This window comes from Spirosoma agri, assembly GCF_010747415.1.
GTDB lineage: Bacteria > Bacteroidota > Bacteroidia > Cytophagales > Spirosomataceae > Spirosoma > Spirosoma agri.
The window spans coordinates 459,080-482,508 of record NZ_JAAGNZ010000001.1 but is presented as its reverse complement, the minus strand read 5'-3'; the positions used below and the strand labels follow the sequence as shown (position 1 = coordinate 482,508).

The 23,429-nt window shown below is 49.1% G+C and carries 19 protein-coding genes and 1 tRNA gene; 19 read left to right on the top strand and 1 reads right to left on the bottom strand.

Translation table 11 applies throughout. The features are described from left to right. Positions 1-19 precede the first annotated feature (19 nt). Together GK091_RS02025 and GK091_RS02020 are read left to right on the top strand one after the other, a co-directional pair. Complete coding sequence (locus GK091_RS02025) at positions 20-2,425, top strand: M1 family metallopeptidase (protein WP_164034959.1); 2,406 nt, start codon at positions 20-22, stop codon at positions 2,423-2,425. 98 nt (positions 2,426-2,523) lie between these two features. Beyond that, a tRNA-Pro gene (locus tag GK091_RS02020) sits at positions 2,524-2,597 on the top strand. A gap of 403 nt (positions 2,598-3,000) precedes the next feature. On the opposite strand, the gene GK091_RS02015 is transcribed toward GK091_RS02020, so the two are convergent. Then, positions 3,001-3,252, bottom strand: coding sequence for a hypothetical protein (locus tag GK091_RS02015; RefSeq protein ID WP_164034958.1), 252 nt, complete (start codon positions 3,250-3,252; stop codon positions 3,001-3,003). Positions 3,253-3,866: 614 nt separating this feature from the next. Here GK091_RS02015 and GK091_RS02010 point away from each other — a divergent pair. The 17 genes from GK091_RS02010 (at position 3,867) to GK091_RS01930 (ending at position 23,375) form a co-directional block, all read left to right on the top strand. Then, on the top strand, positions 3,867-4,700 hold the full coding sequence (locus tag GK091_RS02010) for a MotA/TolQ/ExbB proton channel family protein (protein ID WP_164034957.1): 834 nt from the start codon (positions 3,867-3,869) through the stop codon (positions 4,698-4,700). Positions 4,701-4,763: 63 nt separating this feature from the next. After that, positions 4,764-5,390: an ExbD/TolR family protein gene (locus tag GK091_RS02005; protein WP_164034956.1), complete on the top strand. Its 627-nt coding sequence runs from the start codon at positions 4,764-4,766 to the stop codon at positions 5,388-5,390. Positions 5,391-5,465: 75 nt separating this feature from the next. Further along, positions 5,466-6,002, top strand: coding sequence for an ExbD/TolR family protein (locus tag GK091_RS02000; protein WP_164034955.1), 537 nt, complete (start codon positions 5,466-5,468; stop codon positions 6,000-6,002). Between the two features lie 4 nt (positions 6,003-6,006). Continuing rightward, positions 6,007-6,831, top strand: coding sequence for an energy transducer TonB (locus GK091_RS01995; protein WP_164034954.1), 825 nt, complete (start codon positions 6,007-6,009; stop codon positions 6,829-6,831). 221 nt (positions 6,832-7,052) lie between these two features. Next, a complete protein-coding gene (locus GK091_RS01990; RefSeq protein ID WP_246202118.1) occupies positions 7,053-7,988 on the top strand; it encodes a PstS family phosphate ABC transporter substrate-binding protein in 936 nt (311 codons plus the stop codon). A gap of 269 nt (positions 7,989-8,257) precedes the next feature. Then, on the top strand, positions 8,258-10,027 hold the full coding sequence (locus GK091_RS01985; protein ID WP_164034952.1) for a tetratricopeptide repeat protein: 1,770 nt from the start codon (positions 8,258-8,260) through the stop codon (positions 10,025-10,027). A 175-nt stretch (positions 10,028-10,202) separates the two neighbouring features. Beyond that, the gene (locus GK091_RS01980; protein ID WP_164034951.1) at positions 10,203-10,781 is read left to right on the top strand and encodes an adenylate kinase; all 579 of its coding nucleotides are present in this window, start codon (positions 10,203-10,205) and stop codon (positions 10,779-10,781) included. A gap of 57 nt (positions 10,782-10,838) precedes the next feature. Continuing rightward, the gene (obgE, locus tag GK091_RS01975) at positions 10,839-11,849 is read left to right on the top strand and encodes a GTPase ObgE (protein WP_164034950.1); all 1,011 of its coding nucleotides are present in this window, start codon (positions 10,839-10,841) and stop codon (positions 11,847-11,849) included. A gap of 127 nt (positions 11,850-11,976) precedes the next feature. Further along, positions 11,977-14,886: a T9SS type A sorting domain-containing protein gene (locus tag GK091_RS01970; protein WP_246202117.1), complete on the top strand. Its 2,910-nt coding sequence runs from the start codon at positions 11,977-11,979 to the stop codon at positions 14,884-14,886. Between the two features lie 161 nt (positions 14,887-15,047). After that, entirely contained in the window at positions 15,048-17,192 is a 2,145-nt protein-coding gene (locus GK091_RS01965) for a T9SS type A sorting domain-containing protein (RefSeq protein WP_164034948.1), read from the top strand. 220 nt (positions 17,193-17,412) lie between these two features. Beyond that, the gene (locus tag GK091_RS01960) at positions 17,413-17,784 is read left to right on the top strand and encodes an NADH-quinone oxidoreductase subunit A (RefSeq protein WP_164034947.1); all 372 of its coding nucleotides are present in this window, start codon (positions 17,413-17,415) and stop codon (positions 17,782-17,784) included. A 63-nt stretch (positions 17,785-17,847) separates the two neighbouring features. Then, on the top strand, positions 17,848-18,393 hold the full coding sequence (locus tag GK091_RS01955; RefSeq protein ID WP_162388844.1) for an NADH-quinone oxidoreductase subunit B: 546 nt from the start codon (positions 17,848-17,850) through the stop codon (positions 18,391-18,393). A 78-nt stretch (positions 18,394-18,471) separates the two neighbouring features. Then, the gene (locus tag GK091_RS01950) at positions 18,472-18,972 is read left to right on the top strand and encodes an NADH-quinone oxidoreductase subunit C (protein WP_164034946.1); all 501 of its coding nucleotides are present in this window, start codon (positions 18,472-18,474) and stop codon (positions 18,970-18,972) included. Between the two features lie 90 nt (positions 18,973-19,062). Further along, positions 19,063-20,295: an NADH-quinone oxidoreductase subunit D gene (locus tag GK091_RS01945; RefSeq protein WP_164034945.1), complete on the top strand. Its 1,233-nt coding sequence runs from the start codon at positions 19,063-19,065 to the stop codon at positions 20,293-20,295. Between the two features lie 80 nt (positions 20,296-20,375). After that, the gene (nuoE, locus tag GK091_RS01940; protein WP_164034944.1) at positions 20,376-20,879 is read left to right on the top strand and encodes an NADH-quinone oxidoreductase subunit NuoE; all 504 of its coding nucleotides are present in this window, start codon (positions 20,376-20,378) and stop codon (positions 20,877-20,879) included. 3 nt (positions 20,880-20,882) lie between these two features. Then, positions 20,883-22,223, top strand: coding sequence for an NADH-quinone oxidoreductase subunit NuoF (nuoF, locus tag GK091_RS01935; RefSeq protein WP_164034943.1), 1,341 nt, complete (start codon positions 20,883-20,885; stop codon positions 22,221-22,223). A gap of 69 nt (positions 22,224-22,292) precedes the next feature. Then, a complete protein-coding gene (locus GK091_RS01930; protein WP_164034942.1) occupies positions 22,293-23,375 on the top strand; it encodes a 2Fe-2S iron-sulfur cluster-binding protein in 1,083 nt (360 codons plus the stop codon). Positions 23,376-23,429 lie beyond the last annotated feature (54 nt).

Sequence of the window (23,429 nt, the reverse complement as noted above, 5' to 3'; positions counted from 1 at the left end):
ATTCAACTTCCAATCAACCATGAGAAAAACAGTGTTACTGGCTGGTCTGACCCTTTGGTCGGCCACGTTACTGGCTCAGGCACCAGCGGCTCCAACCCAAAACGCCAATACGCGTTTTGAGCAGATGGGACCCATGCTGCCCACGCCCAACACCTTCCGGACGGCTTCGGGTGCTCCGGGAAAAGACTATTTTCAAAACCGCGCCGACTACGACATCAAGGTTGAACTTGATGATGCCAACCAGAAAATTATCGGTACGGAAACAGTCACGTATCATAACAATTCGACGGACGACCTACCGTTTATCTGGCTTCAACTCGATCAGAATCTGTTCGCTAAGGGTTCCACAGGTAGCGTGACCCGCACGGGTGGGGTCAACGAAAGCGGCATGAGCTTTGCCCAGCTGCAAAACCTAACATCGGTTCGCGAGCGTAGCAGCCAGCAAGCTTCGGATAAGTACGGGTATAAAATTCTATCCGTTAAGGATTCGAAGTCGGGCAAAGCCCTTCAGTACACGATCAACCAGACGATGATGCGGGTTGACCTGCCAACTCCGTTGAAGGCGGGTGGCAGCTACTCGTTCAATGTAGACTGGAACTACTTCATCACCGAATACTACGGTCGGAGTGGTATGGAGTTTTTCGCCAAAGATGGCAACTACAATTACTTCATTGCCCACTGGTTTCCCCGTTTGTGCGCTTACAACGACGTAAATGGCTGGCAAAACAAGCAGTTTCTGGGTCAGGGTGAGTTCACGCTCATTTTCGGAAATTACAAAGTGGCCATCACCGTACCGAGCGATCACGTGGTTGGTGCAACCGGCGAGTGTCTGAATTACAAGCAAGTACTTTCGGCCACGCAGCAGAAACGCATGGCGCAGGCGTCTACATCCAAAAATCCGGTGGTTATTGTCACACAAGCCGAAGCGGAAGCCGCCGAGAAAGCTAAACCAGGTGACACAAAAACAAAGAAAACCTGGGTTTATGATGCAAAAAACGTCCGTGACTTTGCTTTTGCAAGCAGCCGTAAATTCATCTGGGACGCCATGCAGACGGATGTATACGGCGATGGACACAAGATCTGGAGCATGTCGTTCTTTTCCAAAGAGGGTAACCCACTTTGGGGACAATACTCAACCCGTGTTGTTGAGCACACGCTGAAATCGTACGGTAACCGGACCATCAAATACCCGTATCCAGTAGCAATCTCCTGCCACGCAACGGCTGGTGGCGGTATGGAATACCCCATGATTTCGTTCAACGGTGGCCGTCCGGAAGCCGATGGTACTTACTCGGAGCAAACCAAAGCAGGTATGATCGGTGTAATCATTCACGAAGTGGGCCACAACTTCTTCCCGATGATCGTCAACTCCGATGAGCGCCAGTGGACCTGGATGGATGAGGGCCTGAATACCTTCTGCCAGTATCTCGCGGAAAAAGAGTGGGATTATAACTTCCCAAGCCGTCGGGGTGAACCCCAGTACATTGTCGATTATATGAAATCGGACAAGTCGGTGCTGTCGCCCATCATGACCTCATCCGATAACGTGATCAGCCTCGGACCAAATGCCTACGCGAAACCCGCTACAGCGTTGAATATCCTCCGTGAGACAGTTATGGGTCGCGAGCTGTTCGATTATGCCTTCAAAGAGTACGCCCGTCGCTGGGCCTTCAAATCGCCCGAACCTGCCGATTTCTTCCGCACTCTGGAAGATGCCTCGGGCGTTGATCTGGACTGGTTCTGGAAAGGCTGGTTCTATGGTGTTGAACCCGTTGATCAGGATCTGGTAGAAGTAGACTGGTTCAAAGTCGATTCAGGCGATCCGGTAGCAACCAAAGCGGCTGCCAAAGCTGAAGCACAACGTCGGGCTGGCACCATCAGCAAGCAGCGGGATGCCGCCACAAAGGCCGAAACGGTTGTTGCGAAGGATTCGTCTATGAACGATTTTTACAACAGCTACGACCCATACGCTGTTACGGATGCCGACAAAAAGAAGTATCAGGATTATCTGGCCACATTGAGCGCCGACGAACGCAAATCGTTGGAGACAGCCGCTGGCACGAACTTCTACACCCTGTCTTTGAAGAATAAAGGCGGTATACCAATGCCGGTCATCGTGCGTATGCAGTTCGAAGATGGTACTGATTCGGTAGCCCGTTTCCCCGCCGAAATCTGGCGCTTCAATGATGTATCAATCAAAAAGGTCATCGCGACGCAGAAGAAGGTGACGCAATGGGTTCTCGATCCTTACCAGGAAATTGCTGACATCGATACGGAAAATAACGCGTTCCCGCGTATGGCCAATCCGACACGTTTCCAGCTGTTCAAACAACAGCAGCGCTTTGGTCCACAGGGGCCTAACCCAATGCAGCAACAGCGTCGGGCGAGCACGCCACCCGCTACTCAAGGAAGTGGGAAGAACTAACTAACAGGTGGAGAGTGAAGGTTGAATGATGAAGAGCACAAATTTTCGATATTCTTCATTGTTCATTCTTTACTCTTCACTACCTTTGCAATCCAATTCGGGATGTAGCGCAGTCCGGTAGCGTGCTTGCATGGGGTGCAAGAGGTCGTGGGTTCGAATCCCGCCTTCCCGACAGTAATCGACAGCCACTTACAAACTCTGTAAGTGGCTGTTTTTTTCGGATGTGCTACACACTAGTGCTTTACCATTCAATTCGGAGCAGAAAATTGATTCGCAAACAGGCAGAGCAAAGCGCTAGATTCGCCCGTACACCTAGTCACCAAGGCCAAGTCGAAGCCTGGCCAAGCCAAACTCAGATAGTTTTTACTTTTTATTGAGAAGAGCACTAACAGACGTGTTGAGGCACCTTACTATCACGGTAATTTTGGTAAGGTATAAGTCAATCAGCGCTCAAGGACGAGCTTTTGTGGGATGAGCCGCTCACTACTGTGAGGCTTACTGGATATTGTGTAGCAGAAAACTAGCCGAAACGTTACTCTTTGTTAGATCAGCAATGAATTGGCCAACGTTCACAGTTAAATAGCAGGCTGTGGTTCGTCGTCAACAAGATCTTTGATGAACGGCGTACCCTGCCACAGCGATAGCAATGCGTGAGCGGTCATAGCTCCACAGGTCAATGCAGCCATTATTAACAAAATGGTAAAGAGAATCCATCCGGCAAAGAGCCAACCTTGAGAAACGCTGACAAATCGCTGAAAAAAGTCGATGGATGTTACCCCCCAGGTGGCGACAATACTTGCTGTACGGAATTTATACAGGTACAACATGGCGTTAAAAAAGCTGGTTGTTGACACAGAATATTACCTTCAATGCCAGAGGAACTTTACCTTTTTTTGATAATCGATTTACTCTCGGGTTCTTATAGTACAAAATCTAATTGATTTATGTCAATTATTTTGTTATATACGATTTGGTAACTCTTCTGGTTTTTTCTAGGACAAAAAAAATATTTTTACCCGTATGCATTCCGGGAATCAATTGCATCTAGTAGACACAGAGAGATACTAGTCTCTTATTTCCTGAAGCAACCTTAACAATTATTTTATGAACAAAGCCCCTCCTGAAACCTGTCCGTTGACCCACTTCTCTTGGAAACGCTCAATATTGGATGCTTGAGAAACAAGGTTTTACCGGTTTACACATTAGTAAAGTACATGTATGACATTGCAAGAGGCCGATAAGTACTTATTGATGGATTAGTATAAGCAAATAAAATTTGGCTAATACGTTTGCGTTGTATTCGTCGGAAAAACCATAGTTTTGTAAAGGTTTAGACGGCTTTCACTCAAATTTTTAACTGAACAAACCAAAAGAGTCTAATTTTTTTGCTTTTTTTACCGGGCAAACCAACTTTCAAATTTAACCCTACAGTCCAGTTCCAATGAAAACACAAACTCCTTCTCCAGCACCAGCCAAGGCAGCGGCACCCAAAAAGAAGTCAGGTGGTTTAAACCCCGCGTTCGTAATTCCTGTTCTGCTGCTGATCGGTATCCTGACGTACATGTTCGTCTTCGGTGATGGCAGCCACTTCCAGGAAGGTGACAACACGAAAGAACCACTACCAGGCGATTACTTCGGTACCGTTTACAAAGGTGGATTCATCGTGCCAATTCTCTTTACCTGTTTCTTAACGGTGTTGGTGTTCTCGATCGAACGCTTTATCACCATTGGTCGGGCGACGGGTACCGGTTCGATTGATGATTTCGTTCAGAAAGTGAAAGCTTCGCTTGACCGCAACGACGTGGCAGCTGCCATCCAGGCGTGTGACAAGCAAAAAGGTTCGATCGGTAACGTTGTTAAAACAGCGCTGGTTAAATATCAGCAGTTGGCTACCGATACGCAGCTTGACAAAGAACAGAAGTTGGTAGCTCTGCAAAAGGAAGTGGAAGAAGCTACTACGCTTGAATTGCCAATGCTGGAAAAAAACCTGACGATCATCGCTACGCTGGCTTCGGTTTCGACGCTGATCGCCCTGCTTGGAACGGTACTTGGTATGATCCGTGCCTTCGCAGCCATGGGTGCTACTGGCCAGCCTGATACAGGTGCTCTATCTACAGGTATCTCTGAGGCCCTTGTAAACACGGCTTTGGGTATCGGTACAGCAGCTATCGCAACGATCATGTATAGCTACTTCACTAGCCGGATTGACGTTCTGACTTACAACATCGATGAAATTGGATTGAGCATTCAGCAGAATTTTGCTGCTCACTATTAGTCGAGATTGTATATCCAAACCACCTGCCCGACGCACGTCGGGCAGGTAGAAACAAAATAACTCATGCCAGCAGTTAAAATTAAACGTGCCAGTTCTTCGGTGGACATGACGGCAATGACTGATGTGGCGTTTCTGTTGCTTACGTTCTTTATTCTTACAGCCCAGTTCCGGTCGCAGGATGCAGCAGCAATTGAAACTCCATCGTCGATTTCCGGCATTAAAGTTCCCGATAGAGATATCATGACCATTGGTCTTGGTCGGGACGGCAAAGTCTATTTCGGTATCGACAATGCGCAGAATCGCATTTCTATGCTGGAAAATATTGCAGCAGCGAAAGGGATCACGTTCACACCCAACGAGATGAAAGAGTTCTCGCTGATGTCGAACTTTGGTTTACCGATCAACCAGTTGAAGTCGTACCTGAGCCTTCCAAAAGAACAACAGGGTAAGGTGAAACAACCAGGCATTCCAACGGATTCGACGGGAGCAGCACCAACGAACGAACTGAAAGACTGGGTGTTCAACGCCCGTAAGGCCAACAACGGACTCCGGATTGCGCTGAAAGGCGACAACCTCGCTAAATTCCCCGAGTTCAAGAACGTACTGGCTACGCTACAAGCGCAGAATATTAACAAATTCAACCTGATCACGGGAACAGAAGCTCCCCCAGCTGGTTGGAAAGCAGATTAATTCAGCTTATAGTTTTTGGCAGGTACTACTTCTACGCTTAGAAGGCTACGCTAAAAACTAAAACCAGACAAACTCATGGCAGAAATTAACACCGGTGGTGGTGGTGGTAAGCATGATGGTGGTAAGGTACGGTCCAAGAAAGCATCGACTCGGGTAGATATGACCCCGATGGTAGACTTAGGATTCCTTCTGATCACCTTTTTCATCTTGGCCACCACCCTGAGCAAACCATCTTCGATGACGCTCAACGTGCCGGACAAAACAAAACAGGAAGAAACGGAGCCAATCAAGGCATCTAACGTAATGACGGTCTTTTTGGGAAAAGACAACAAAGCTTACTACATCTTTGGTAAAGCTGCGAACGAAGATCCCGAAGTAAAAACCGTTGGCTATGGCTACGAGTTTCGGCAGGCTCTTCAGGAGAATGTCAAAAAAGTAGGTGGCGAAAAGTTTGTCGTGGTTATCAAGCCCACAAAACAGTCGACCTACAAGAACATGGTTGACGTTCTGGATGAAATGGCCATCACGAAACTAAAGCGTTACGCTCTCGTGGATCAGTTAACTCCGGACGAGAAGAAACTTCTCAAAGACAAAGTAAAATTAGACGCATAGCACCATGGCAGAATTAGAATCCCAGGCAACGCTCGATGATATCGTGTTTGCCAACCGGAACAAAGCATATGGTGCCTACGATCTGCGGAAAACATACCCAAAGACCGTTACCCGCGCCCTAATAATTGGTGGTATCTTGTTTACACTTGGTGTTCTTACGCCAACCATCATTACCGCTTTAACGCCGGAAGCAGAAGAACAAGCAATGGTTGAGGTGGATTTGATGAAACTCCCACCACCGCCGATTGACCCGAACGAACCGCCACCGCCACCACCACCACCGGTCGAAATGCCGAAGGTGAATACGGTGAAGTTCTTGCCTCCCGAGGTAAAACCAGATGAGGAAGTTCCTGAAGAAACACCGCCACCAGCCGTTGAAGAGCTCAAAGAAGCGGTAGCGGCTGAAAAAACGCAGGAAGGTGATCCGAATGCAGAGGAAGTAATTGCGGCTCCTGAAGCGTCGGCTGCCCCTACGAAGGTAGAAGCTGCTGTTGAAGCGGCCCCTAAAGAGGAAGAAATCTTTACGGTGGTTGAGCAACAGCCAGAATTTACCGGCGGTATGGCTGCTTTGGGACAATACCTACAGAAAAACCTTCGGTATCCAGCTGCTGCCCAACGGGCTAACGTCTCAGGACGTGTGTTCGTAAGCTTCGTCGTTAACACCGACGGAAGTATTCAGGATGTAGCTGTGTTGAAAGGTCTTGGCTTCGGTACAGATGAAGAAGCACAACGCGTAGTGAAAGGTATGCCTAAATGGCGTCCTGGCAAACAGTCTGGTCGTCCGGTTCGTGTTAAGTACAACCTACCGATCAACTTCACGCTGGAATAAGTTATCTATGCGCGGACAAAATCGAGGTCCAGCGAAGCTAACACTATTCATTTCAGTACTAGCTTCACTGGCATACTTGGGAGGAGGCATCGCACTGATAGCCTCCTCTCAGTCTTTTGGCGTCTTCCCTGAATCGGGATTCTTTCGATACGGGTTAGCAATACTGCTCTTGGTTTATGGAAGTTTCCGGTCATATCGGTCCTATCAGGCTTTTCGAGAAAATGATTAGATCAGGGATTTGCGGCATCGTTCTTCTGATTGGGCTGCTGGGTTGTGATGGTGGAAAACCAGCGCTCGACAGTCCGTCCAGAGGATCAATCGTGATCGCTGCTGATGAATCATTCCGGCCTCTCGTCACCCAGCTAACGTCGGCTTACTCGGGTATCTATCCCGATGCTCACTTTAGAGTGATTTATGCACCTGAGCAAGAGGCTATCAACCTTATGCTCAAAGACAGCGCCCGGATTGCCTTTACGACCCGGAAGTTAAGCCCCAGTGAGAAAGCCGTCTTAGACAAACGGAAAATTGTGGGGTCTGTAACCAAACTCGCTACCGATGGTGTGGCACTTCTGATCAACAAAGCCAACACTGATAGCTTAGTAACGATGAGTGAGCTGAAAGGCATCTTCACCGGAAAACTCACGCAATGGTCACAGTTGAAAGGGGGTAATCAGTCGAGTCCTATTACGTTGGTATTCGATAACAACAACTCCAGCAACATAGACTTTATATTACACACGTTCGGCATTACGGACGTTAAAGGTCTTCGAATCTTTACGGCTAAATCCAATCGGGAGGTTATTGATTTTGTCAGAACGAATCCATCAACACTGGGCTTTATCGGCGTGAACTGGATCAGCGATGGCGATGAACCGCTCACAACTGAACTCTCAAAAGATTTACGCGTTGTCGGCGTCTCCGCGAAGGAAAATCCAGCCAGTCGGGCTGATTACTTTCAGCCTTTTCAGGAGGATCTGGGCATGCAGCGATACCCGCTTCGGAGACCCGTTTATGTCTTAAGTCGTGAAGCACATCCGGGACTGGGTGGCGGACTGGTGAACTATGTAATGCGGGACGCTGGCTCACTGATCATCTATAAACTTGGGCTCTGGCCGTCAGTAAAGTACAATAGAGAGATTAACCTGAGGAAACAATAGCATGTCCCTGACAACTTGCGTTATGAGCTAAGGGTCAGGCATGTATATTACTACCATGTTACACGAGTCGTTCAATAAAGTCTAAAAAAAATAATAGATTTCACATACAAACTACCTATTTGCGTAGTTATATGCAAATAAGAAGTATTTGGCAGATCCGTAAACTCACAAACGTAAAATCAAGTTTTTTGATTTAAACGCAATTTTTTAGTTTTGCTAATTGTTTTATACTCACAAAACCTTTTTTCTAATTTTCCAACCTGAAATACATGATGAACAACCAGAGAAAATCGCTGTTGACCATCCTGTTCGTGGGGACTGCAATGACTGCTCCACTAATGGCGCAGGACGTCCAAACGGCACTCAAAGACGTGGAGGCTGAGCGATTTGCGAAAGCAGGCCAAACGCTAACGCAGTTAGCGACTAGCTCGCCATCGGCTGACAATCAATTTTACCTAGGCTATTATTACCTGAGAAGCGGCCAAGTCGATAAGGCTAAGGCAGCGTTTGAGAAAGGGGTAGCCGCTGATGGAAAAAACCAACTGAACAACGTTGGCCTTGCAGGTGTAGCACTGGCCAAGAAAGATCGTGCCGGCGCGAAAACGCTGATCGATAATGCGGTTAATTCCACCAAAAGCAAAGACCAGAACGTGTTGCTGCGGGCAGGTGAAATGTACACGCTGGAAGAAACAAACGATCCAGCGGAAGCGATACGCCTGCTGACCATTGCCGATGAGAAAGATAAGAAGAACGAAAACGCCGAGATCGAAATGTTGCTGGGCGATGCGTACTTCCTGAAAAACGACGGTGGTAATGCAATTTCCAAATATGAGAATGCATTGACGATTTCGCCAAATCTGGCTGAAGCGAACTACAAGATCGGTCGTCTTTACCTACGTGGTAAGAACTATACCAAAGCGCAGGAGTATTTCAAATTAGCCATTCAGAACGATCCGGAATTTGCGCCGACTTACCGGGCTTACGCTGATGCGCTCGCGAACTCACGGGCATACAAGGCCGCGGCTACGAACTACGAATTGTACGTTCAGAAGAGTGGTACAACCGATCCAGAGCAATTACTTGATGTAGCGCGCTACAAATTTCTGGCTCAGGACTATCAGGGTGCTATTGCGTACCTCGATCAGTTGAAAGGGAAAATCAACAACCCAATCATCGATCGGATGTACGGCTGGGCTTACTCGGCTCTTGGTAAAAATCAGGAATCAGTTGAGTCACTGAATCGCTTCATTTCGACCGCTCCTCAGAAAGTAATCTATGACGATTACAAATATTTGGGTCGGGCATACGGCCAGCTTGGAACACCGGAAGGTGACTCATTGAGCGTTGCCAATTTAGAAAAGGCGGCTCCACAAGATACCACGGAGAATTTGTACCGTGAGATTGGCGAGAAGTATTACAAGACGAAGCGGTATGACAGAGCGTCTCAGTATTACGCGAAAACAATTGCAAACGACAAGAAGCCACAAAACAATGACTTCCTGTGGTTAGGTCTAGCCAACTATCAATACGCGCCACGGGTTGGACGTGATAGCTCGGCTGCGCCAATGGATACCGCGCAGATTCGTGTTGTAAAACAGCAATATTATTTGCGTGCTGACTCGGCTTTTGCTCAAATGGCACAACGGATTGAAGCAGATGGCAAGAAGTATCCGTTAGCTTACTACTATCGTGCCGGGGCTAACTACTACGCTTATCCTAACGACAAAGAAAAGGCTGCGAGTCAAGCTGGTCCACTTTATGAAAAATTCATCGAGCAGGCTATGGCTCCAGATTCGTCAGACAAAACCGATTACAAAAAGTACTTGGTTACATCGTACAAGGCACTGGCAGGATTTAGCATCTTGAAGAAGGACGACGCGAAGGCGAAAGAATACTTCGAGAAAGTGTTGGCTATCGATCCAAACGATGAGAGCGTGAAGAAAGCGCTGGCAGGTCCTAAAGAAACACCTGCACCAACAAAACCAGCCGGAAAAACAGCCCCTAAATCACCTGCGAAGAAGAGTACAGCCGGTAATTGACGGTACTGAATATAAATCAAAGCAAAAGCGCCGGCCAGTGGTCGGCGCTTTTGCTTTGATTTCCAGTAAATAAAAACATAGATGCCGTTACGAGTTCCTGTATTATTTTACGGGTGGAATCGTAACTTTGCGGGCGCAAATTTTTACCCAGACGATACCACCTTACGAAAGCCGTATGCTTAACCTTGTACTGTTTGGCCCTCCAGGGGCGGGCAAAGGAACTCAGAGCGAGAAATTAATTCGTAGATACAACCTAGTTCATTTATCCACAGGCGATCTGTTACGTTCCCAAATTGCTGCCGGCACTGAGTTAGGGATCAAGGCAAAACAATTAATGGATCAGGGTCTGCTAGTGCCCGACGAGGTCGTCATTGGCATGATCCAGCACAAACTACACGAGAATCAGACTGCCGCCGGTTTCATTTTTGACGGCTTTCCCCGTACAGTTCCACAAGCAGAAGCCCTGGACCAGCTACTTCACCAACACGACACGCAGATCACCACAATGATTGCTTTAGTTGTCGATGATGAAGAGCTAACCCGACGTTTGTTGGTACGCGGCCAAACATCGGGCCGTCCTGACGATCAAAACGAAGAACTTATTCGTCGACGTGTTAAAGAATATAATGAGAAGACTGCACCTGTAGCAGACTATTACAGCAAACAAGACAAATTTGCCGCCATCGACGGTATCGGTGATATTGAGACGATCTTCGATCTTATATGTAGTAAGATTGCGCAGGCCGTTGGTTAATTTTCGTTACTAATCCAGACTATACCCGTGCGGTAAAACTGGCGTAGTATATAACATATGGCTTCATCTAACTTTATTGATTACGTAAAAATAAATTGTCGGTCGGGTGCTGGCGGAGCAGGGTCGGTTCACTTCCGTCGCGAGAAACACACGCCAAAAGGCGGACCGGATGGCGGTGATGGCGGACGGGGGGGGCATATTATTTTAAGAGGTAACCCGCAACTCTGGACATTGCTCCATCTAAAATACCGCAAACACATAAAAGCGGAAAGCGGTGTGGCGGGCGAAGGTGGGCGACGTAGTGGAGCACAGGGCGAGGACGTTATTTTGGAAGTTCCTCTCGGTACCATTGCCCGAAACCCGGATACCGGCGAGCAACTGGCGGAGATTACAGCCGAGAATCAGGAAATCATTCTATTTCCAGGCGGTAGAGGAGGTTTAGGCAATGATCATTTTAAGACACCTACTCAACAGGCCCCCCATTATGCTCAGCCTGGTGAACCAGGTATCGAAGAGTGGGTGGTGCTGGAATTAAAACTGCTGGCCGATGTCGGTCTGGTTGGGTTTCCGAATGCGGGAAAATCGACCCTCCTATCGGTACTATCGGCGGCTCGTCCTGAAATTGCGGACTACCCGTTTACAACCCTTGTACCCAATTTAGGGGTCGTTGCTTATAGAGACTACAAATCATTCGTTATGGCCGACATTCCCGGTATCATCGAAGGTGCTTCACAGGGGAAAGGGCTTGGCCTGCGGTTTCTACGGCATATTGAGCGGAACTCGGTGCTTTTGTTCGTAATTCCAGCTGATAGCGAAGACATTCGGCAGGAATACAATACTCTGTTGAATGAGCTTCGGGAATACAATCCGGAACTGATGGACAAAGACCGACTACTAACGATCTCAAAAACAGATCTGGTTGATCAGGCCGAACTGGAACGTATTAAGGAGACACTACCTAAAAAATTACCTGTAACATTTATATCAGCGGTAAGCCAGCAAGGCCTGGATGAGTTAAAAGACAGCATCTGGGAACGATTGACGGTGACCCCTGAACCATCTGAATAGACTAATTTGATTTGAATTTTAGTAAACTGGCCGCCTAGCATACAACCTGGCCGCATCTGTACGCACTATGAAACATGTTTCGTTGGTCTGCTATCTAGCAGTATGGCTACTGTTGCCAACACTATCGATGGCTCAGATTCAAGTCTCATTTCCTACCAGTCGAGCTGTCTTTCAACGGAACAAAGCCAATCAGGCAACGTTTCGCATTACGGGGTACTACACAGCCTCCGTCGCCCAGATTCAGGCTCGGGTGCAGGCCCGAAACAATCAGGGAACGTCGACAGACTGGGTGTCGATACAGAATAGTCCAGCCGGGGGCGTTTTTGCCGGAGATATTACGGTAGCTGGTGGCTGGTATGATCTTCAGGTCAGGGGTATGAACGGCGATCAGCAGGTTGGCTCCATTACAACGATTGAGCGTGTTGGTGTCGGTGAGGTCTTTGTTGTAGCTGGTCAATCCAACGCACAGGGTGTTCACTACAACGCGCCGGTCTCAACCGACGACCGGGTCAATTGCGTAAACTACCGTTTCCCCGACGGTGGTTTCCCCAATGACCCGCCCGTACCCCAGTTCTCCCATTTAGATAACAGCACCGGTTTTACCATTGCCCCGCGAGGCACGGGAAGCTGGTGCTGGGGACGGCTGGGTGACCTCCTAGCGACCCGGCTGAATGTACCGGTCATGTTCTTCAACGCGGCTTTTGTCGGTACATCGGTTCGCAACTGGAGCGATAGTGCACCAACGGGTGGTCAGGCTTATGGGTATGGTGGTTCACCTTATCCAGCGCGCCAGCCGTATATAAATTTAAAAATCGCGCTGCAATATTACAGCAACATGCTTGGCATACGGGCCATTTTGTGGCATCAGGGCGAAGCCGATAACGTATTCAACACAACTACCGACAGCTACGTAACCGATCTGAGGTTTCTTATCGATCAAACCCGATCCGATTTCGGCCGGGACATATCGTGGGTGGTGTCAAGAGCATCGCATTATGATCCACTCGGATCAAATAGCCGAATAATTGCGGCCCAGAATCAAGTGATCAGTAGCGTCAAAAATGTGTTTGCCGGTCCCGCTACCGATACGGTTCAAATTCCGCGCAATCGTCCTCCGCTCAACGATCCGGATGGCGTTCACTTCGATTTTAATGGGTTAGTTTCTGTATCGACTCTCTGGAACAACAGCCTCACAGACGCTTTTTTCCAGAATTCAACCCCAAATTCTCCAACCCTGGCCCCAACCGTTACGGTAGCCTGCGCTGGTAACAACCTGACGTTTAGTGTAAATGGAAGCTATTCGTCCATTCAATGGGAATCGGGCGAAACTACTCAAAGTATTACGAAAGGACCAGGCGCTCTATACCGGGCCAAGGTAAAGGATGCAAAAGGTAACACTCAGTTTACCAGCTATGTCCGGGTATCTGATACGCCTACTGCATCCGTGGTTGATAGCAAGCTACCGGCAATTTGCGCCGGAAATACATTAGCACTGACCTCGAATTATGACAATGTAACCTGGCTCAGTCAACCAACAAGTGCGAGTCTGGCTTCTGGGAGAGTATTTAATGCCAGTATAGCCGGCTCTTATGCGGTCCGGTATCGTGATGTTAGTGGTTGTGATTTCGTATCAAATACGCTCCAACTTACGGTTAATCCGCTTCCTGCCACGCCGACAATCACCAATAGTAAGTCAACGACCTTCTGTCAGGGCGACAACACCATCTTACTGACAGCGAGTGATAATGTCGTTTACAACTGGAGCAACGGTCAAAAAGCGAAGCAAATAACCGTAACCGCATCGGGTTCCTACAGCCTGACCGTAACGGATCAGAACGGTTGTACATCGGCGGCTTCTAACAGCATTCAGGTTACGGCCAATCCGGTCCCGGCCAAGCCAACGATAACGCCGAGTGGATCGACAACGTTTTGCGCAGACCGCAGTGTGATCTTATCCGCCCCATCAGATGCCGCTTACATCTGGACAAATGGCCAGTCTACTCAAAGCCTGACCGTTACGCAATCCGGAAACTACTCGGTACAAACGACAAACCGATTTGGCTGTACCTCTGTATTATCGGATATTGTTAATGTACGGGTAAATCCACTGCCTGCCACACCGACCGTTGCGGCTGCCGGAGCCACAACCTTCTGTGCGGGAAACTCGGTAGCGTTAAATGCAACATCACCCTTCGACATAGTTTGGTCGAACGGGCAGACCAGCAAAACTATTACAGTGGCTCAATCAGGCAATTACGCGGTTCAAGCACGGGATCAGAACAGTTGCTTATCGCCCTTCTCCCCCGTTATCAATGTTCGTGTAAATCCATTGCCGAACGCTCCGACTATTCTGGCTAATAAGTCGCCGATGATTTGTCAGGGTGATCGGGTGACATTCACGGTCGAAGGGCCTTATACTGTATTTTGGTCGACCGGTGACTCTACGCGGAGCATCAGCACGGGTCAGGCCGGGAATTATACCGCGCGGATTCGTGACGTGAACGGATGCATATCACCAACTGCGACGCCTACCGTTGTCGATGTTAAAGCACTGCCGCCCGCACCGACTATCAATTCGATTGGCACCTATACATTGCAAGCCATCAGTTCGACTAATGGGGATCGTTTTCTGTGGCGTCGTGGCACGGATTCTCTAACCGCCCAAACGGCTATTATCAAAGCGGGAACGTCCGGAAGTTACACGGCACGCTCATCGATCGTTTATTCAAATACGCTCACCTGCTTTTCGTTGCCTTCGGTAGCCTATGCGCTTACTGTTGACCCCAGTTTCGATGGTCTCAGTGTTTATCCGAACCCGAGCCCTAACAAAATTATCATTTTGGAAACGCAGGAAAATCTGACGAACGCAACGATCATGGTCTACACGTTAAATGGCCAGCGAGTGCTGGTTCGGAATGTCGGTACACTGGATGAGCGAAAACAATTATCGCTGAACGATCTGCCGCCGGGCGTTTATATCCTGCAAGTACAGGCCGCAGGCTTCAACAAATCCAAACGAATTCTGCTGGGTTTGTAATATATTACTCAAACTACCGTTCAATCATAAAATCCCCGGCAAGGTTCACATTTTGCCGGGGATTTTATGATTGAACGGTAGCCTAGTTAAAGTCAGGTCTGATTGTTGCATTACGAACAGTACCTGTATTGTCGTAGTTTAGAGTAAAAGAAAATCAACATATGAAAAAGTACTATAATCTTTTCACCTTTCTTATAGTCACTGTGCTTTTTGTGCCCCTTGGTAAGGCGCAGACAGCCGATCAGGTGGTGAAGATTACGTATCCCGAGAGCAGAGCCATTTTTCAGCGAGGGAATGATAATACAAGTACCATTTACGTTTCGGGTAATTATTACCAGCCCGTGGATAGCATACAGGCGCGGGTTGTTGCGGAAGCATCCGGTCAAGGCATCAGTACCGAGTGGGCAACGATCCAGCGAAACCCGCAGGGGGGCGTCTTTCAAAGCTCATTACGCGCTCAGGGCGGATGGTACCGACTGGAAATACAGGTATTTTCGGGTGGTGTGATTCTGGGCAGTGATGTAATCCGTAAGGTTGGTGTCGGCGAAGTATTTATCATTACGGGGCAGTCGAACGCACAGGGATTCCAGAATTTTGGTGCGGTTGGAGCAGCCGATGACCGGGTCAACTGCGTTACGTATGACAACAGCACGGCCAACTCACTAGCCGATCCACCAGCACCAACGTTTCAGCAATTAAGTGCAACCTCACTCATCGGGCCTCGTGGGCAAAGCGCCTGGTGCTGGGGCGTTTTGGGCGATTTGATCGCTAAACAATACAATGTCCCGGTGTTATTTATGAATACAGCCTGGCAGGCAACCGTTATCAACAACTGGAAAGAAAGCTCGGATGGTATCGTTACCAAAAACATATTCGCTCTGGGTACACCGAACGAAAACTTTCCGGCTGGCATGCCCTACGCCAATTTGCTGATCGCCCTCCGCTATTATTGTTCGCTTCAGGGATTGCGGGCCGTCTTGTGGCAACAGGGTGAAAATGACAACGTGCCTTTACATTCAACAAGAAAAGCATATAACGATGGCATGCAGTATTTAGTCAATAAGACTCGTGCCGACACCGACCGCTATCCAGCCTGGGTATTGGCGCGGTCGTCGTATAACATGGGCCAGGTAAGCCAGGAGATCATTCAGGCGCAAAACGATGTTATCAATACGTATAACAACAACGTTTTTGCCGGTCCTTTTACCGACAATATTCAGATTCCGCGATTTGAGGGCGATGTTCACTTCGGTGGCGATGGCTTAAAGCAGTTGGGACAGGCCTGGTTCAACAGCCTGAACGCTATTTTCTTTGCCACCTCACGCCCGCTGACGCCATTGCCATCGCCTACGGTGAGGGTAGCCTGCGGAACGAATAGCTCATTGACACTTAGTCTACCTGATCTGTATAAATCGTACACTTGGAACACGGGTCAGACGGCTCAATCGATCACCGTTAATAGACCAGGTGTTTACCGGGCTATTCTCAAAGACAGAACAGGGAACACCTATTTGTCCCCTCCCATTGACGTACAGGGAATCATTCAGCCGACCGTTCCCGCGATCTCGCTTAGTACACAACCTGGACAGGTGGCGGCAAGCCAACAACAGATCTGCGCCGATTCGGCAATTACATTAACCGCTGTGGCTTCAGCAGGTAGTGTTCCATTGTGGAGTACAGGTGTAACCAGCAACACCATAGCGCTCAAAACGTCCGGCACCTATTCGGTACAGGGCGTCAACGTCTACGGTTGTAGATCGGCCCAGTCATCCTCCATTACCCTCACTGTCCGGCCTAAATTAGCGGTTCCAACGGTCGAGCAGGTCGGTACATACGCGTTACGGGCTGACATGCCCGCATCGACAGGCGGACAGAATGACGCGTTTGACTGGAGACGGGCCAATGAAGTGATTCCGCAGACAACGGCTGAAGTTAAAGTTATCGTTACGGGGAGCTACTCGGCCCGTGCCAAAACTACGTTCGCACTGGCTAATACGCCGAGCCTGACCTGCTATTCCGACTTTAGCGCACCAAAGCAGTTTACATTCGATCAGACAACAGGCGGCATTAGTGTGTATCCGAACCCGGTAAGCGACGGCGTTGTAACCATTGAGACCATCGAAAATCTGACCAACGCGCTCGTTACTGTGTATACGCTGACCGGACAGGAACTGGTCTCCTATTCAGTCCCGATCTTCGATGAACGAAAATTGATAAATCTAACTGGGCTCGCTCAGGGCGTGTACATAATAGGCGTCCGTTCCGCTGGCTTTAATGTATCCAGGCGGATTGTCGTTGCCCGTTAGTAATTGACAACAGCTTTTTTGACCGTAAACGAGGTCTTTTCTCTGAAAAGACCTCGTTTCGTTGGAAGCCGTATGAGCAGCAGCCGGGCGATCTTGGCTGTTGAAAAAACAACGGTTATTTTGTATCTTTGGAAGATGTTCGGCCAAAGGGATCAATGGTAACTAAATGTGCCTATTGGTTTTATCGCTACCTTTGCGCCACTACTTTTCAATTCGCTGTATGAACGCTACTTACCTGCCGGCCGACTATCTGCCGGTGCTGATTCAGCTTGGTTTAGCTCTGGGCTTCATCGTCACAACGATGATTGTTACTCACTCAATCGGCCCCAAGCGTAATAGTCAAAAAAAGGATGATCCTTTCGAGTGTGGCATTCCTGCACAGGGCGACGCCCGCACACCAATATCAATCAAATACTTTCTGATTGCTATTTTGTTCGTACTGTTCGATGTGGAAGTGATTTTTCTGTATCCGTGGGCCGTCAATTTCAAAGGCTTGGGCATGACCGGTTTTATTGAGATGGTACTGTTCATGGGCCTGTTACTGGCCGGTTTCTACTACATCATTCGCAAAGGTGTTCTAAAGTGGGAATAGCCTTCATCAAATGAATTTTAGAACCTACTTATTCGTTGTTTGATAAGCAACTACAACGTATTTATGGCAACTGACATTAAGCTGGCCGAGGCCCCTGCGAGTTACGACGGACCGGGATTTTCCGCTACTTCATTCGATAAAATTATTGGTTTAGCCCGGGCAAATTCGCTCTGGCCATTGCCGTTTGCCACCTCGTGCTGCGGCATTGAGTTCATGTCAACGATGGCGTCAACGTTTGATCTGGCCCGCTTCGGCTCCGAACGTCCGAGCTTCTCACCCCGCCAGGCCGATATGCTCCTCGTTGCCGGAACAATTGCCAAAAAAATGGGCCCTGTCGTAAAGCAGGTCTATCTGCAAATGGCCGAGCCCCGCTGGGTTATTGCCATTGGTGCTTGTGCATCGAGTGGTGGTATTTTTGACACGTACAGCGTACTTCAGGGTATTGACCGGATTATTCCTGTTGATGTATACGTACCGGGTTGCCCACCTCGGCCTGAACAGATTCTTGACGGAGTTATGCAGGTTCAGGAACTGGCAAAGAACGAGTCGTTGCGTCGTCGCAACACCGAGGAGTATCAGAAACTGCTGAACTCGTACAGCATTCAATAACCAAATCAGCGACTGAGTGCATGGACAGTTTGTTCCCGGCATCATTCAGTTGTTTATTCACTCATTCACTATTTGACGATGCTGACCAACGAAGAAGTTGCGCAGACTATACTAACCCAATTTGGCGAGGCCGTCAGTGATTTCGATGATCCGTATGACCTGCTGACCTTTTCGACGACCCGGGAGACGATCATTCCCCTGCTCACGTATTTAAACGATCATTCGTCTTATCGGATTAGTTTTCTAACGGACATTACCGGAATACACTATCCGGATTCTGCCGGCAACGAGTTCTGCGTAGTCTATCACCTGCACAGCCTGACGAACAATTTCCGCCTGCGCATTAAAGTCTTTCTTTCGGGAGAGGATCTTCATATTCCCACGGCGAGTTCTATTTTTGCCAGCGCCAACTGGATGGAACGCGAAACCTTCGACTTTTTTGGCATCATCTTCGATGGGCATCCCGATCTTCGCCGAATCCTGAACATGGAAGAGATGGATTATTTCCCTATGCGCCGGGAGTATCCGCTGGAAGATGCCACCCGCGAAGACAAAATTGACGCACTGTTTGGACGATAAATACGGGCGAAAGAACGTACGGGTACATGAACGATACCATATCGACTCATTTTACACTCGTCCATTCTTTGGTTTTTTACTCCTTGAGCAATGATTTCTGAAGATCTCGATATAGCAAACAAAAATCTGCCTGCCGAACAGGGGCCGATTCAGTACGTCAACGAACTAACGACGCTCAATCTTGGGCCAACGCACCCCGCTACGCATGGCATTTTTCAAAACGTCCTTCAAATGGACGGCGAGAAAATCGTATCCAGCGAGCAGACCATCGGCTATATTCACCGGGCCTTCGAGAAGATTGCCGAGCGTCGGCCATTCTATCAGATAACGACGCTCACCGATCGGATGAACTACTGTTCGTCACCCATCAACAACATGGGTTGGCACATGACGGTCGAGAAGTTGCTGGGTATCGACATACCAAAACGGGCGCAGTATATTCGTGTCATTATGATGGAGTTGGCCCGCCTGGCCGATCACCTTATCTGTAATGGCATTCTGGGTGTTGATACGGGGGCCTTCACCGGCTTCTTGTATATCTACCAGGAGCGCGAAGAGATCTACGAAATCTATGAAGAGATCTGCGGAGCCCGCCTAACGACCAATATGGGTCGTATTGGCGGTATGGAGCGTGACCTTTCTCCTACGGCCATTCGTAAGATCAGAGAACTGCTGGTGCGCTTTCCGAAAGTGCTGAACGAGTTCGAAAATCTGTTCAACCGCAACCGGATCTTTATGGATCGCGTCGTAAACGTCGGAGCGATTTCAGCCGAACGCGCCCTAAGTTACGGATTTACAGGACCAAACCTGCGGGCAGCGGGCGTCGATTATGACGTTCGCGTGATGAACCCATACTCGTCGTACGAGGATTTTGAGTTTGACATTCCTGTCGGACAGAGTGGCGACACCTACGACCGTTTCATGGTTCGGAATGAGGAAATGAAGCAAAGCCTGCGCATCATTCAGCAGGCGATCGACAACCTGCCCGAAGGCTCGTATTATGCCGATGCTCCCCAGTATTACCTGCCGCCAAAACAGGAGGTCTACAAGAACATGGAAGCGCTGATCTATCACTTCAAGATTGTGATGGGTGAGATCGATGCACCAGCTGGCGAGGTTTATCACGCGGTCGAAGGAGGCAACGGCGAGCTAGGTTTCTACCTGATCAGTGATGGTGGTCGCACCCCCTATCGACTCCATTTCCGTCGCCCTTGCTTTATCTACTATCAGGCTTATCCTGAGATGTGTAAGGGCCTTACCCTCTCTGACGCTATCGTTATCATGAGTAGCATGAATGTCATTGCGGGTGAGTTGGATGCTTAATACAGTTTTCACCGGGCCGCGTCAGGTCGGGCCACGGCAGGTCAGGCCGGATCGCCGAAGCGGTTTATAGTTTTCAATTTATGAGCACGACTGTTGGAAATAAAACGGTGGTTTTTACCCCAGAACGTTTAGAGAAAGCACAGGAAATCATTGCCAACTATCCGGAAGACCGGCAAAAATCAGCGTTACTGCCCCTGCTCCACCTATTGCAGGAACAGGAAGGCTGGACGAGTCCCGAAGGCATGGATTATGTGGCCCGGTTGCTTGATATTCAGCCCATTGAGGTCTATGAAGTAGCAACGTTCTACACCATGTACCACATTGATCCGGTCGGCAAACACGTCATCGAATACTGCCGTACAGGCCCTTGCTGCCTGATGGGTGGTGAAGAAGTACTGGCCCATCTGAAACAACGGCTTGGGGTCGATACAGGACAAACAACGGTAGATGGGCGGTTTACGCTCAAAGAGGTTGAATGTCTGGCAGCCTGCGGCATGGGTCCTGTGTTTCAGGTTCGGGAGAAGTATTACATGAATCTGACCAACGAGCGCGTAGACGAGATCATTGACGAGTTGTCGAAGTAACACATGGCTACCAAAATACTAACCGAACATATTAACGTTCCCGGCATCGAAACTTTCGACGTCTACCGGAAACAGGGCGGCTATACCGCCGTTGAGAAAGCACTGAAAACGATGACGCCTGAAGCCATTGTTGAGGAAGTGAAAAAGGCAGGCGTTCGGGGCCGGGGTGGTGCTGGCTTTCCGATGGGTATGAAGTGGAGCTTTCTGGCTAAGCCGGAGGGCGTTCCCCGTTACCTCGTCTGCAATGCCGATGAATCGGAACCCGGAACATTCAAAGACCATTACCTGATGAAGAATATCCCTCATCTGCTTATTGAGGGAATGATTGTGTCATCATTTGCGCTGGGCGCGAACAAATCGTTCATCTACGTTCGGGGTGAACTGATGTACGTCATCCGTATTCTCGAAAAAGCCATTGCCGAAGCAAAGGCGAAAGGTTTTCTGGGTAAAAACATTCTGGGTACCGGCTATGACCTCGAACTGGTCGTGCAGCCCGGTGGTGGTGCCTATATCTGTGGGGAAGAAACGGCCTTACTCGAATCGCTGGAAGGCAAACGGGGAAACCCCCGCAATAAACCCCCCTTCCCGGCTGTAAAAGGGCTGTATCAGTGCCCCACGGTAGTTAATAATGTTGAGTCCATCGCTACGGCCTCGTGGATTGTTAATAATGGTGGCGATGCATATGCCGCGATTGGCATTGGACGAAGCACGGGCACAAAATTGATTTCAGCGTCCGGGCACATCAACAAGCCGGGTGTGTATGAAATTGAATTGGGTGTTCCGGTTGAAGATTTCATCTACGCCGATGAGTGGTGTGGTGGCATCCGGACCGGGCATAAGTTCAAAGCCTTGGTAGCCGGTGGTTCGTCTGTGCCCATTCTACCAGCGAATCTAGCCCTGACGCTGGCAAACGGCGACAAGCGGCTGATGAGTTACGAATCGCTATCGGAAGGTGGTTTCGCTACGGGTACAATGCTTGGCTCCGGCGGTTTTATTGTATTCGACGAAACGTCCTGTATCGTTCGGAACACCTGGAACTTCTCGCGTTTCTATCATCATGAATCGTGCGGACAGTGCAGTCCCTGCCGCGAAGGAACGGGCTGGATGGAAAAAGTTTTACATCGCATTGAATATGGTCATGGCCATCAGCAGGACATCGACTTGCTGGTAGACGTAGCCAAGAAAATAGAAGGAAATACGATCTGTCCACTCGGCGATGCTGCCGCCTGGCCCGTAGCCAGTGCTATTCGGCATTTCCGCGATGAGTTCCAGTGGCACATCGACAATCCTGCGGAAGCAACCCAACCCGGCGCTGTTTATCGGGGCGAAATGGCATTGGTGTAACCAACGTGTGGCTTTTTAGCCGCCATAATCAACATTTACAGAGCGGCTCCAGGGCCGCACTACGACTATATGGAAGATGTAAAGCCGCAACTGTTAAAGGTCACTATCGATGGCATTGAGGTAGAGGTAGAGCCGGGCACAACCATTCTGCAGGCCGCTCGCAAAATCGGTCCGGAGGTGGCTCCTCCGGCTATGTGTTACTACCAGCCGTTGAAAGGTAGTGGCGGCAAATGCCGGGCCTGTCTGGTTCGGGTAGCTGCGGGTTCGGCTAAAGATCCACGGCCTATGCCTAAACTGGTAGCGTCTTGTCTAACCGCCGTACAGGATGGAATGATCGTAGAAAATACGACGAATCCACAGGTACTCGATGCTCGCAATGGTATTGTTGAGTTTTTGCTGTTGAACCACCCGCTTGATTGCCCTGTCTGCGATCAGGCTGGCGAATGCGATCTTCAGAATTTCGCTTTCGATCATGGCAAGGTTACAACGCGCTACGAAGAGGATCGCCGGACGTTCGAAAAGCACGATATAGGTCCATACATACAGCTACACATGACGCGCTGCATTCTGTGCTACCGTTGCGTGTACACGGCTGATCAGATTACCGAAAAACGCGTTCATGGCGTATTAGGCCGGGGTGATGCGTCTGAGATTGGCACTTACATCGAGAAGGCAATCGACAATGATTTTTCGGGTAACGTAATCGATGTCTGCCCCGTTGGTGCGCTGACGGATAAAACGTACCGGTTTAAAAATCGGGTCTGGTTCACGAAACCGGTTGATGCACACCGCGATTGTCCGACCTGCTCAGGCAACGTGACGATCTGGTACCGGGGAGAGGAAGTAATTCGCGTAACGGCTCGCAAAAACGAGTGGAATGAAGTAACTGAGTTCATTTGTAATACCTGCCGCTTCGAGAAAAAGAAAACCAGCGACTGGACCATTGAAGGACCAACAAAAGTCTCGCGTAGCTCCGTCATCTCGGCCAACAAATACCGGGCCGACACGATCAAACCAAGCTTTGGTCAACGATTGGCAGCCGCTGAGTACAAGCCCATTCACGATGAACGGGACACCTCGCAATTGACGATTCAGCAGTTACCACCGGAGCGCTTCGCCAAATTACCATCGGCAATGGAGCCCGAACCTTGATTTAGTTTATAGCTGCTCACAGGTGGTTTACATTCTCCCGTTTGGAGTTGAGTC